Raw genomic sequence first — 13,207 nt, 5'->3', positions numbered from 1 at the left:
CCGGGCCCTGCCTGCACCGGTGGCGCAGGTGTCGGCGCGGGGCCCGAGAACGGCTCGCGAGGACGTGCTGTGCGGGTTGTTCGCGCAGGTGCTCGGCCTGGACCGGATCGGTATCGACGACGACTTCTTCGCCCTCGGCGGGCACAGTCTGCTCGCCACCCGGCTGATCTCCCGGGTGAGGGCGGCCCTGGATGTCGAGGTGGGCATCCCCGACCTGTTCCGCCGGCCGACCGTGGCCGGTCTGGACGCTGTGCTCTCGCACGACGTGCACCGTCCGGCACTGTCTCGTCGTGATGCCGGGTCCGGTCCGGTGCCGTTGTCGTTCGCGCAGCAGCGGCTGTGGTTCCTCCAGCAGTGGGACGGCGCGGACGCCACCTACAACGTCCCGGTCGCCGTGCGGATCGACGGCGTCCTCGACCTGGCCGCTCTGGGTACGGCGGTGACCCACGTCGTCCGCCGGCACGAGAGTCTGCGCACGCTCTTTCCCGCGGTGAACGGGCAGACCTTCCAGCAGATCCGGCCCCCGGACGCGATCGATGTACCGGTGCGGGTGCGCCGCACCCCGGCCGCCGAACTCGACGACGTGCTGGCCGCCCTGGCCCGGGAGGCGTTCGACCTGGCGGCAGACCTGCCGCTGCGGGTCTGGTACCTGCCCGGCCCGGGCGGTGACGGCGGGGTGCTGCTGCTGGTCATGCACCACATCGCCGGCGACGGCTGGTCACTGGGCCCGTTGCTGCGCGATCTCGAGACGGCCTACACCGCAGCGCAGAACGGCAGGACTCCGGCCGGGAACGACCTGCCGGTGCAGTACGCCGACTACACCCTGTGGCAGCGCCGCCTGCTGGACGAGGTGGGGCAGTCCCAGCTCGCCTACTGGCGGGAGCGGCTGAGCGGCCTGCCCGACGAGCTCGATCTGCCGGCGGACCGTCCCCGGCCCGCCGAGGCGAGCCACCGGGGCGCGACGATCCGGGTCACGCTCGACGCCCGGATGCACGAAAACCTGCTTGATCTGGCGCGTTCGGAGCACGCGACGCTGTTCATGGCGTTGCAGACCGGCCTGGTGGCCCTGCTGACCCGGCTGGGAGCCGGATCGGACGTGCCGGTGGGAACGGCGATCGCAGGTCGTACGGATGCGCGACTGGACGATCTGGTCGGCTTTTTCGTGAACACGCTGGTGTTGCGCACCGATACCGGTGGCGATCCCTCGTTCCGGGAGCTCCTGGGCCGGGTGCGGGAGACCGCGCTGGAAGCCTATGACCATCAGGACGTTCCGTTCGAGCAGGTGGTGGAGGCGCTGAACCCGGAGCGCTCCTCGTCCCGTCATCCGTTGTTCCAGACCATGCTGGTGCTCCAGAACAACACGGCGGCCCGGATGCGGTTGCCCGGCCTGCAGATCCAGCCGCACGAGATTCCCCATCACATCGCGAAGTTCGATCTGACCTTCTTCCTGGAGCAGGCCGGTGACGAACTCGACCTGACGCTGGAGTACGCGACCGACCTGTTCAACCCCTCGACGGCCCAGGGGCTGGCGGACCGGTTCGTGCTGCTGCTGAAGGCGATGACCGACGCCCCGGGCGGGCGTCCGGCCGACGTCGAGCTCGCCATCGGTGATCTGCCGGCCGGCCGGACCAGGCCCGCCGGGGTGGCCGCCCAGGAGGTGCCGGCCGCTCCCGAACGACCCCGCAGCGCACAGGAAGAGGTGCTCTGTCATCTCTTCGCCCAGGCACTCGACGTCGACCGGGTCGGGGTGCACGACAACTTCTTCGCCCTGGGCGGCTACTCCTTGCTGGCGACCCGGCTGATCTCCCGGATCCGCGAGGTGCTGGGCGTGGAGGTGGGTATCCGGGAACTGTTTCGCCACCCGACGGTTTCGAGCCTCTCCACAGTTCTCACGGCGGACCCGGGCCGGCCGGTACTGGGCCGCGCCGAACGCGCCGGCGACGTGCCGCTGTCGTCCGCGCAGCAACGGTTGTGGTTCCTTCAGCAGTGGGAGGGCCCGGAAGCCCTCTACGCCATGCCCGTCGCCCTCCGGGTCGAGAGCCCGGGACTGGACCCGGACCGGCTGGGCGCCGCCGTGCACCATCTCCTGCGCCGTCACGAGAGCCTGCGCACCGTCTTCCCATCCGTGGGCGGTGTCGCCCACCAGCACGTCCTGGACGCCGACCGGATCCAGCCTCCCGTACGGGTGGCCGAGGTGGCCGACCGCGATCGTCCCGCCCTGGTCCGGCGGCTCAGCCGGGAACCGTTCGATCTGGCCGGGGACCTGCCGTTGCGGGTCTGGTACCTGCCCGACGAGAACGGTGACGGCGGTGTTCTGCTGCTGGTCGTGCACCACATCGCCGGTGACGGCTGGTCGCTCGGCCCGATGCTGCGAGACCTCGAAACCGCTTACGCGGCAGTGCAGGATGACGCATCACCGGTCTGGGACGACCTGCCCGTGCAGTACGCCGACTACGCGCTGTGGCAGCGGGAGGTGCTCTCGGCGGTCGGGCCCGAGCAGCTCGCCTACTGGCGGGATCGGCTGAAGGGGATGCCGGACGAACTGGACCTACCGGTCGACCGGCCGCGACCGGTGGTGGCCGGTCATCGCGGCGGCACGGTCGGGATCGAGGTGCCGGCCGATCTGGCCCGGCGGCTGGCCGGTCTGGCCCGCTCGGAGCAGTCCACGCTGTTCATGGTGCTGCAGACCGCTCTGGCGGCGACGCTGACCCGGCTGGGCGCGGGCACCGATCTCCCGGTGGGCACCGCGGTCGCCGGGCGCACCGACGCGCAGCTGGACGACCTGGTCGGGTTCTTCGTGAACACGCTGGTGATCCGGACCGACACCGCCGGGGACCCGTCCTTCCGCGAGCTGCTGGGCCGGGTCCGGGAGAACCTCCTGGAGGCCTACGCCCACCAGGACCTGCCGTTCGAGCGACTGGTGGAGGCGCTGAACCCGGAACGTTCCACCGCCCGCCACCCCCTGTTCCAGACCATGCTGGTGCTGCAGAACCGGGACGGGGCCACCCCACGGTTCGGCGGGGCGGCCACCGGCGAGTACCCGGTCGAGATGAACCTGGCCGAGGTCGACCTGTTCCTGGGGCTCGGGCAGGCACACGACGAGAGCGGCCGGACGGCCGGGATCACGGGCGGGATCGATTACTCCACGGATCTTTTCGACCGGTCGACGGTCGAGCGACTGGCTGCCCTCTATCTGCGGATGCTCGAGCTGATGGTCGATGCGCCGGACCGGCCGTTCACCGACGCCGAGGTGCTCGACGCGGACGAGGCCCGGACCGTGGCCCGCCGCTGGGTCAACCCGCTGCCCGGCCCCCCGCCGGGCCGGCCCGCCGGGGCCCGCAGCGTCGACGACGTTTTCCGCCACCAGGCGGCCCTCACCCCGGCGACCGTTGCCGTGCGTCTGGGCGAGAAGACCGCCACCTTCGCGGAACTCGACGAGGCGGCGAGCGATCTGGCCGGTGAGCTGACGGCCCGGGGGCTGCGTCCGGAGGACCGGGTGGCGATCCTGCTGCCGCGTTCGATCGAGTCGATCAGCACGATGCTGGCCGTGATGCGGGCGGGGGCGGCGTTCGTGCCGGTCGACATCGGTTACCCCACCGACCGCATCGAACTGCTCCTGGACGACTCGCGGCCGACGTTCGTGGTCACACATCCGGACCTGACCGGCCTGCTGCCCGCTGACGGGCGGGGCGAGGTCGTGATGCTGAGTGGTCCGCCTGAACCTGAACGCTCATCAGGTACCCAGGCCTGGACCGCGCCCGATCCCCGGTCGGCCGCCTACGTGCTCTACACCTCGGGCTCGACGGGACGGCCCAAGGCAGTGGTGGTCGAGCACCGGAACCTGCTGAACCTGTTGCACTCCCACGAGGAGACGCTGTTCTCCGAACAGGAGGAGCGCGTCGGCGGGCGGGTCCGGGCGGCCATCACCGCGTCGCTGTCGTTCGACGGTTCCTGGATGGGACTGCTCTGGATGATCGCCGGTCACGAACTGCATCTGCTGGAGGACGAGGTCCGGCGCGACCCGGCGCGCGCGGCCCGGTACGTGGTCCGGCACCGGATCGACACGCTCGACACCACGCCCACCTACCTCCAGGAGCTGATCCGCTGCGGGCTGCTGGAGGAGGAGAGGTCTTCGCTCAGTTCGGTGACACTCGGCGGGGAAGCGATCCCGGACGCACTGTGGGCACGGATCAACGCGGCGCCCGGGCTGGAGGGGTACAACTTCTACGGCCCCACCGAGTGCACCGTGGAGACCCTGTTCAGCCCGTTGCGGGGGCACCGGACCGCCGTTCTGGGTGGTCCGATCGGCAACGCCCAGGTGATGGTCCTGGACGACCGTCTGCGGCCGGTGCTGCCGGGCGTCGCGGGGGAGCTGTACATCACCGGGGCCGGGGTCTCGCGCGGTTACCTGGAACGGGCCGGGCTCAGCGCCGGCCGCTTCGTGGCCAGCCCTTACGGTGAGCCGGGATCGCGGATGTACCGCAGCGGCGACCTGGCCCGGTGGCGCCCGGACGGCACGCTGGAGTTCGCCGGCCGCGGCGACGACCAGGTCAAGGTGCGCGGGTACCGGATCGAGCCGGCGGAGATCGAAGCGGTGCTGGAACAGCACGAGGCGGTCGGGCAGGCCGCGGTCACCGTGCAGACCGGGGCCGGCCCGGCGGTGCTGGCCGGTCATGTCGTCGGCCACGACCCGGCCGATCCGTTCTGGAACGACGACGGTGCGTGGAGCGAGCGGCTGCGGGCCTTCCTGACGGCCCGGCTCCCCTCGTACATGGTGCCGTCCCTCTTCCAGCGGCTCGAGCGGCTGCCGATGACGGCGAACGGGAAACTCGAGCGCTCACGGCTCCCGGAGGTCCGGGTGTCCCGGGCCGGCCGGGGCACGCGGGGGCCGGGGTCACCGCTCGAGGCGACCTTGTGCGCACTCTTCGGGGAGGTGCTCGCGGTGCCGGACGTCGCGCCGTCGGACAACTTCTTCGATCTGGGCGGTCACTCGCTGCTGGCCAGCCGGCTGGCCGGCCGGGTGCGGGAACAGACCGGGCGGGTGATCTCCCTGCCGGCGCTCTTCCAGAACCCCACCGTGGAAGGGGTGGCCCGGATCCTGTCCGGGAACCCGGCGGACGAGCAGCACCTGCCCGCCGTGGTCCGGCTGGGAGGCTCCGGGTCGCGTCCGCCGCTGTTCTGCTTCCATCCGGTGACGGGACTGGCCTGGTGCTACTCGGGTCTGGTGCAGCAGATCGGGCAGGAACGGCCGGTCGTCGGTCTGCAGAACCCGGCCCTGGACGACCCGGCGGCGGGAGAGGTAACGCTGGAGGAGATGGTTGGTCGATACGTGTCCGGCATCCGCGCGATCCAGCCGGAAGGGCCCTACCACCTGCTCGGCTGGTCGCTCGGAGGCAATCTGGCCCACCTGGTGGCGTGCCGGCTCCAGGCCGACGGCGCGCAGGTCGCCCTCCTGGCGCTGATGGATGCGTACCCGCCCGGCCACCCGGACGACCTGAAGGACCCGGACGACCTGACCCCCGGCCAGGTGGCCGGCTTCATCGGCCGCGAGGGAACCGGCGAGCTGCTGGTGGGCCCGGACCTCGCCGCCACCCTGGCGGCGGCCGGGGCCCGGCAGGCCCGGATCGTCGGGGCCGGCGTCCCGGGCCGTTTCACCGGCGACATCGTCCTGTTCACGGCGACGCAGGGACGCGACGTGGATTCTCCCGTCGCGTCGGACTGGGCGCCGTACGTCACCGGTTCGGTGACGGAGCACGGGGTCGCCTGCGAGCACGAGGACATGACCGCGCCCGGGCCCCTCACGGTGGTCACGCGCGAGCTGAACGCGGTCCTTCGGTACTGATCATTTCGAGAGATGGGGCTGATGAGCCATGGATCCGAAGCTGAACGAATACACGCTGAGCGGCCCGGAAGCCGACGGTATCCGCGCCGGGATCGAGTCGCTGGCCCGGTCCGGGGCCGCGCCGAAAGACCCGGAATTCTACGAGGAGAACTGGCAGGCAGACACTCTGCTGCCCTCCGGCGTGCACGAGTTCCTGCGCCGCTTCCGCCGTAGCGAGTCCGGGCCGGTCTGCGTCATCCACGGCTTCCCGGTGGACGACGCGCAGGTGGGGGCCACGCCCGGGCACTGGCGCGAGGCACTGGGGGTGACCAGCACGAGAGCGCACGAGACGTACATGGCCATGTGCGCGATGGCCCTGGGCGACCCGTTCACCTGGTCGACCCTGCAGACCGGTGCGATGGTGCAGAACCTGCTGCCGGTGCGGGGCGACGAACTGCTCCAGAACGGCTACTCCAGCGACGCGATGCTGGAGTTCCACACCGAGGACGGGTTCCATCCCGCGCGCTGCGACTACCTGATCCTGTTCGGGATCCGGAACCCGGACGCGGTACCGACTTTCGTGGCCAGTGTGCGGGACGTCAAGCTGGAGCCGATGGACCGGCAGATGCTTTCCCAGCCGCGGTTCCTGATCCGTCCCGACGACGAGCACATCCGCCAGTTGCGGTTGATCGACCCGGACCATCCGTCCCTGGCGCAGGCGATCGCGATGAAGGAGAACCCCCGGCCGGTACCGGTGTTGTTCGGCGACCGGATGAACCCCTACCTGCGGGTCGACCGCCCGTTCATGCAGTGCGTGGACCAGGACCGGAACGCCGGGCGGGCGCTGGACGCGCTGATGGACGAGCTGGAGCGGGTCCGCGAGAGCGTGACGGTCGGTCAGGGCGACCTCGTGATCGTCGACAACTATCTGGCGGTACACGGCCGGCAGGCTTTCCACAGCCGCTACGACGGCACGGACCGCTGGCTCAAGCGGATGATCGTCAGCCGCGACCTGCGCCGGTCCGCGGCCTATCGGGACGTGAACAGCAGCCGAGTGCTCTTCTGAGGAGAACGTGATGCGCACAGTGATCATCAGTGGGGGCTCCAGCGGCATCGGTGCGGCGACCGTGCAACGTTTCGCCGAACAGGGTGACCAGGTGTTCAATTTCGACGTCCAGCCGCCGGCCGGCCCGGCCCCGGCGCAGGCCGTGTGGAAGAAGGTGGACGTCGCGGACTGGGGCGCCGTCACCGCCGCGGTCCGGGAGGTGGTGGATGAGCGGGGCGGCCTCGACGTGGCGATCGCGAACGCCGGGATCTCGGTGCGGCACGGAGTCCTGGAGCTGACCGAGGAGACGGCCCGCCGGGTGATCGACGTGAATCTCCTCGGGGTGCTGGCACTCTGGGTGGCCGCGGCGGCTCCGATGACGGCGGCGGGCCACGGGCGGCTGCTGGCCACTGCGTCGGTGAACGGTCGGCGGGGCTACCCGAACTACGCCGACTACAACGCGACCAAGGCCGGGATCATCTCGCTCACCCAGACGTTCGCCCTGGAGCTGAGTCCGGTGGTCCAGGTGAACTGTGTCAGCCCGGGGGCGGTGCTGACGCCGATGCAGCTGGCCGAGTACACCGACGAGATGCTGGCCGACACCAACGCCCGGATCCCGGCGCGGCGCCACGCGATGCCGCCCGAGATCGCCGCGGCGTTCCACTACCTGGCCTCGGAGGAGGCCGCGTTCATCACCGGCCAGGACCTGGTGATCGACGGCGGTGAGGTGGCCGGCGCCACCACATCGGCCTTCGGCAGCGGGGGCCGGGCGTGAGCGCGCAGGTACTGGCCCAGATGGCCCAGATGGCCCTGGCGCAGGTGGCCCGGTACTACGAGCAGGTGGACGCCGACGACGTCGGCTCGCTCCTTGAGCTCTTCGCACCCGACGCCGTCTATCGCCGCCCGGGCTACCCGCCGTTCCGGGGGCGGGCCGAACTGGAGCGCTTCTACCGGGACGACCGGGTGATCGTCAGCGGCCGGCACACGATCTCGGACGCGCTGGCGGGTCCGGGAGGCAGCGTGGCGGTGCGGGGCCGCTTCGCCGGATTACTGCGGGACGGCCAGGACGTCGACATCGAGTTCGCCGACTTCTTCGTCCTGGACGGGGAGAACCGGTTCCGCGAGCGCGAGACCTTCTTCTTCACCCCGCTGGTCTGAGGGCGGAATCTCCGGTGGCCCGCTGTGGTTACAGGGCCCGTGAGCGAGCAGAACGAGATCATCGAAGGCAACTCCCTCGACGTCTACCGCCGGGCCCTGACCCTCATGGAGCAGGGGCGCCCGATCGATGCCGCACAGATCGCTGCCCCGCTGGAGCAGCGCGACGATGTCCCCGAGTCCGTCCTCGAACTGCTGGCCCGGGCCTACTTCAACTCCGCGCAGCTGGGCGGTGCCGAGCGGGTGCTGCGCCGGCTGATCGATCAGTCCCCGGCCAACGGCTGGGCACACCGCACGCTGGCCCGTACCCTCGCCCGCCGCCGCGCGGACAGCGAGTCGGCCCGGTACCACCGCATGGCCGACGGCTTCGGGGTCGCCTGAGTCGTCTGTACAGGGCTGTTCAAGGCTGGGTCAGGCCGCAGCGCCGGTCAGCTGCACGATGCCGCGCAGCAGGTCGGCCTGGGTGATCGGGCCGGCCTGCCCGCCACGGGCCTCGGCCATCGCCTTCTCCAGCTGGGCCCGGCGCAGCACCTCGGCCAGGTCGGCGCCGGAGAGCCCGGCCGAGCGCGCGGCCAGTTCCGGCACCGCGACGTCGTCGGCGAACAGCCGGAAGGCGTCGGTGGTGTGCCGGCCCTCCAGCGTGCGGATCTGCTTGGTCAGGATGTCGGCCCGGGCGCCGGGGCCGGGCAGCGGCACGGCGAGCTTCACGTCGAAACGCCCGGACCGGATGAGTGAATCGTCCACCCGTTCGGGGAAGTTCGTGGTCGCCACCACGATCACGTGGGGGTTGACGTCGATCAGGTCGTTCATCTCCTGCTTGAAGATCCCGGCGACGGAGTTGATGGCCTGGTCGGCGGATCCCTGCGGGCTGCCCGCGTAGCTGACGATGCTGTCGAACTCGTCGAACAGCAGCACCGTGGGCTCGGTGTAGCGGCGGGCCCGGTCGAAGATCCGGGCGATGTTGCGCTCGGAGGCACCCATCCAGCGGTCGAGGATGTCGTTGCTGCGGACCTCTTTCAGGGTGCCGCCGATCTCGTGGGCCAGGGCCCGCGCGAGCGTGGTCTTCCCGGTGCCGGGAGGGCCCCACATCAGGATGCCCTGGGGGCGGCGCGCTCCCCAGCGGGCCATCACCTCGGGGTGGCGGAAGGAGTCGGCGACGTCGCGCAACTGGGCCACCACGTCGTCCAGGCCACCCAGATCGGCGAGGCGGACGTCGTCGTCCAGTGGATCCCGGCGGTCCGGGCCCGTGGCTCCGGGCCAGTTCGCCCGGCCCCCGAAGGGCTGGGGGCTCTCCCGGGGCGGCTCCGGATCGAGGCGGAAAGTGCGCCCGTGCAGAAAGTTTCCCCCACCGGTGCGGCGGGCGGCCACGGTGACCATCAGGCGCAGCAGGCCCGCCAGAACCGGTGCGGTGAGATCGCTGCGGGGCCGGGAGGCGACGACCCGGTCGGTGACCCGCCCGTCGAGCAGCGCCCGGCCGGTGTGGACGGAGGCGGTGAGTGCCTCGTTCGTGAGCGTCTCCCCGGGAGCCTCCCCCAGGCCGCCGAACAAGCGTCCCAGTGTCTCGAAAACCGGCGCCACGTAATCGGCGCCGATCATGAACTGATGCAGGGGACCGTCGAAACCCGGCTCCTGGGAAGTGATCCGGCCTTCCAGCCGGACGTGGTCGCCCTCCGCGGCCAGGGTCAGGCCCAGCCGCGGCCACCCGGCACCCGCATCGTGGAGCACCGGGCGCGGCAGCGATCCGGTCGTCGCCAGCACCTGCGTGATCACCGCACCGGCGGCGTCCACGTCGAAGCGGCCCCCGGCGGCCTCGAAAGTGTCCATCCGGTCACGATAGACCGGATCGGCGCGCCCGCAGCAGCACGCGGGCGCGCCGGGGTCGGTCGGTTGCGGTCCAGGCTTACAGGACGAGGTCCGCCAGCCGGGAGATGTCGTCCGGGTCGTCGGTGGCCGGGTTGAGGATCAGTTCGTCGGCACCGATCGCGGCGAACTCGTCCACCACGGTGCGCACCGCCTCCGCGCTGGTGGACACCGTGCCGGCGATGAAGCCGGCCAGGTCGGAGCCGTGCGCGCTGTAGTAGTCATGTACGTTCGCGCGCCCGGCCTCGCCGTCGCCCAGGGCGAAGTAGGCGATGGCGACCAGGCGCGGCGACCCCTCGCGCCCGGCGTCCTTCCAGGCCGCCCGCACCCCGTCGAACGAGGGGGCGATCATCGCGGCCGGTACCGACCCGCCGACGAAGCCCTCACCGACCCGGGCCACCCGGGCGAAGGTGGCCTCGACGTTGCCGCCGATGATCAGCGGGATCTGGCGGTGGGCCGAGGTCACGCCCGGGTTCGTGCCCCCGCCGACCGGGTCACCGTTCCACACGCTGCGATACACCTCGATGTCCGCGTCCAGCCGCTTGCCGGTGCCGCGCGGGCCGTAGCCGTCCGCGACGAAGTCGTCCGGGCGGCCACCGAGCCCTACGCCCAGCGTGAGCCGGCCCGACGAGATCGCGTCGATCCCGGCCAGTTCCTTCGCCAGCAGGGTCGGGGGCCAGACCGGCCCGAGCAGCACGTTGCTGAACAATCCAATGGTGGACGTGGTGGCCGCCGCGGCCGCGAGGGCGACCGTGTCCATCACACCCGGGTAAGCGAGCCGGCCGACGGTTCCCAGCGTGGAGAAGCCGGCCTCCTCCGCCGTCCTCGCCCAGCCGGGAATGAGTTCCGCGCGGACGTTGCGCACCTGGTTCGGGATGCCGATGCCGATCTTCACGGGATCTCCTCAATGGTGATTAAACGCTCAATTTCTCTCATATTAGGACGTCTGCGGCCGAGTGGCGCGGGATGGAGCCATCCGGTTCCGGCCTGAGACCCGGATGACTCGGGTCCGGATGATTCGGGTCCGGATGACTTGGGTCCGGATGACTCGGGTCCGGATGACTTGGGTCCGGATGACTCTGGCCTGGATCGCTCGGGTCCGGATGACTCGGGCCTGGATCGCTCGGGTCCGGATTACTCAGGTCCGGGTCCGCCGTGCCGAGGAGGAGCCGACACTTTCGGGCCGGGTCGCTTGAGACCGGATCAGAGCTGGTGGTGCGTGGGCTTCGGCACGGATCTGGAGGACGGCGTCGATCTGGAGCGCTGTGTCGAGGCGTGGCTCAGCCACGCCGATGACCTCGACCTGGTCCCGGCGGCGCTCGAGCTGGGCCCGTCCGGCTCTACCTGTAGCCGGGCACGGTCAGGTCGTCCGTCCAGCCGTCCGCCCACAGCACGGTGGCGTCATCGGCCGGGGTGGTGCCCGGAACCAGCACGGGCGGGCTCTGCGCGGGGTTGAGGGCGAGCGCCACGGTGTAGCGAGAACCCTTGCGGGGCCGGGAGACCTGAGCCCAGGGGACGTGGGTGAGGGCGTCGAACGGGGTGGCGTCCAGGGCCGTCGTGTCGCCGGTGGTGTCAAGGCCCTCCAGCACGACGAGCCGGGAGGGGCGGTCCTGCGCGACGGCCCAGCCCGAGAGGCGCAAAGTGGCTTCCTGCCCGGGATGCCGGGGATCATCGGGATCATCGAGCAGACGCACGGTGCGCACCTCCCAGTCGCCGTGCACGAGAGAGGCGACGCTCAGACGGGGGCCGGGCCGGGCGGTGCCGGGCCGTCCGGCGCCGTGGTCGTGCGCCGGGGGATCGGGGTCGATCCACGACGCTCTCCAGGACGACGACCCGTACAGCGTTCCACCGGGCAGCGTCTGGATGCGCCCGCGGTCGAAACCGGTGCGCGAGGTGGGGTGGCCGTCGCGGTCGACGAGCACCACCGACTGGTCGGGCAGCACCCGCTCGTCCGGGCGGGAGATCACCGGGGCGGTCGCCGTGGAGTAGGCGAGGCGGGCGTACCAGGGGGCGTCGGTGAGCAGGTCGCCGGGCCGGGCGTGGTCGGTGCCGTGGTTGACGACCCGTACGGTCCCGTCGTGCCGGCGGCCCGCGACCAGCCAGCCGGCGGCCGCGACGACGAACGCGGTGTCGTCCTTCTCGACGGGCAACGGCTCTTCGGGGGCGGTCCAGGCCGGGTGGCCGGCGGGCAGGCTCAGGCCGAGAAAGGCCTTGGACGCCCAGTAGGGGGACGCCGGTCCGGAGTAGGTCTGGGCGATCCGGGGCCAGGGGGAGTGCCACCCCAGCGACAGCAGACCACGCTCGTCGGGTGCACCCGCCTCGACGAAGTGCCGGGCCATGCCGGAGGCCGCCCGCCGCAGCAGCCCGGGCGCGCTGGACGGCACCCGGGCGCGGGCCCCCGCCCAGAACGGGGCGGCCGCCGCGAACCGGTAGGTGAGGCTTCGTCCCTGCAGCAGTGGTGACCCGTCCGCACCGACGAGACCAACCGCGTCCTCAAGAAACTGGTCGGCCCGCTGCACGTACGCTCCGCGCCGGGCGTCGGCGGCCGGATCACCGGCCGCCAGTTCGCTCCACAGCAGCGGATACAGCTGAAGGGCCCAGCCGGCGTAGTGGTCGAACGCCCGCGTGGTGCCGTCCGACGACCAGCCGTGCTCCCGCACCAGCGAGTCGGTGAACGCGAGGTCGGCGTCGAGGTCGTCCGGCGACCAGGGGCCGCCCACCTCCTTCAGGAACTGGTTGACGACGATGCGGAACCAGGCCCAGTTGTTGGCCGGGTACTGCGCCCCGACCGCGCCCGACAGCCACGTCACGGTCTGCTCCCGGGTGCGCTCGGGAAGCCCGTCCCACAGCCAGGGCCGGGTCAGGTGCAGCACCAGCGCGATCGACGCCGCCTCCACCTTGGCCTGGCCGTGCTCGTCCAGGCGCACCCACCGCTCCGGCGAGGCCGGGTCCACCCCCGCCGCCAGACCCTGCGCGTACTGGCCGAGGAAGCCGTGCGGGTCGGACCCGCGCTCGCCGGCGATCCGGAAGCCCGCGGCCAGGAAGGTGCGGGCGAACCCCTCGAGCAGGTCGACACGATGCCCGTTGCGGCCCGGGGGTCCGGGCAGGTCGATCCCGGCCCGGGCCGGGGTGAGGAACGGTCGCACCGACAGCAGCATCTCGTCGGCCAGCAGGGCCCACGAGCGCCGGGTCCAGCCGGTGAAGGGGGACAGGTCGCGGTCTTCCAGCTGCTGCAACCTTCTGGAGAGACTGTTCACCGGATCACGATAGGTCCGCGAGGGCCCGGGAGCCGGGACCCCGGTTGCCGGGGGCCGGGCCCGACGGCG

General features: G+C 71.6%; 8 protein-coding genes. 5 read left to right on the top strand and 3 right to left on the bottom strand.

From position 1 onward, the window contains the following. The 5 genes from LR393_RS33035 to LR393_RS33015 form a co-directional block, all read left to right on the top strand. A partial coding sequence (locus LR393_RS33035; RefSeq protein ID WP_456238324.1) for an amino acid adenylation domain-containing protein occupies window positions 1–5,842 on the top strand: 5,842 nt, incomplete at its 5' end. A gap of 28 nt (window positions 5,843–5,870) precedes the next feature. Beyond that, window positions 5,871–6,887 carry a guanitoxin biosynthesis L-enduracididine beta-hydroxylase GntD gene (gene gntD, locus LR393_RS33030; RefSeq protein ID WP_231489149.1) on the top strand — a complete coding sequence of 339 codons (1,017 nt, stop codon included), beginning with the start codon at window positions 5,871–5,873 and terminating at the stop codon, window positions 6,885–6,887. A gap of 10 nt (window positions 6,888–6,897) precedes the next feature. Further along, window positions 6,898–7,641 carry an SDR family NAD(P)-dependent oxidoreductase gene (locus tag LR393_RS33025; RefSeq protein WP_231489148.1) on the top strand — a complete coding sequence of 248 codons (744 nt, stop codon included), beginning with the start codon at window positions 6,898–6,900 and terminating at the stop codon, window positions 7,639–7,641. Then, on the top strand, window positions 7,638–8,024 hold the full coding sequence (locus tag LR393_RS33020) for a nuclear transport factor 2 family protein (RefSeq protein ID WP_231489147.1): 387 nt from the start codon (window positions 7,638–7,640) through the stop codon (window positions 8,022–8,024). Before LR393_RS33025 ends, LR393_RS33020 begins: the two co-directional genes overlap by 4 nt. 39 nt (window positions 8,025–8,063) lie before the next feature. Then, complete coding sequence (locus tag LR393_RS33015; protein WP_231489146.1) at window positions 8,064–8,402, top strand: tetratricopeptide repeat protein; 339 nt, start codon at window positions 8,064–8,066, stop codon at window positions 8,400–8,402. A 30-nt stretch (window positions 8,403–8,432) separates the two neighbouring features. Here LR393_RS33015 and LR393_RS33010 read toward each other — a convergent pair whose 3' ends face one another. The 3 genes from LR393_RS33010 to LR393_RS33000 form a co-directional block, all read right to left on the bottom strand. Then, the gene (locus tag LR393_RS33010) at window positions 8,433–9,845 is read right to left on the bottom strand and encodes an ATP-binding protein (RefSeq protein ID WP_231489145.1); all 1,413 of its coding nucleotides are present in this window, start codon (window positions 9,843–9,845) and stop codon (window positions 8,433–8,435) included. Window positions 9,846–9,921: 76 nt separating this feature from the next. Further along, window positions 9,922–10,776 (bottom strand): LLM class flavin-dependent oxidoreductase, encoded by an 855-nt coding sequence (locus tag LR393_RS33005; protein ID WP_231489144.1) that lies wholly within the window; start codon window positions 10,774–10,776, stop codon window positions 9,922–9,924. Between the two features lie 445 nt (window positions 10,777–11,221). Further along, window positions 11,222–13,138 (bottom strand): DUF2264 domain-containing protein, encoded by a 1,917-nt coding sequence (locus LR393_RS33000; protein ID WP_231489143.1) that lies wholly within the window; start codon window positions 13,136–13,138, stop codon window positions 11,222–11,224. Window positions 13,139–13,207: the final 69 nt, after the last annotated feature.

Source organism: Kineosporia mesophila, from assembly GCF_021129235.1.
Taxonomy (GTDB): Bacteria; Actinomycetota; Actinomycetes; order Actinomycetales; family Kineosporiaceae; genus Kineosporia; species Kineosporia mesophila.
Note: the sequence above shows the minus strand (reverse complement) of the source record. Positions and strands in the feature narration are given on the sequence as shown.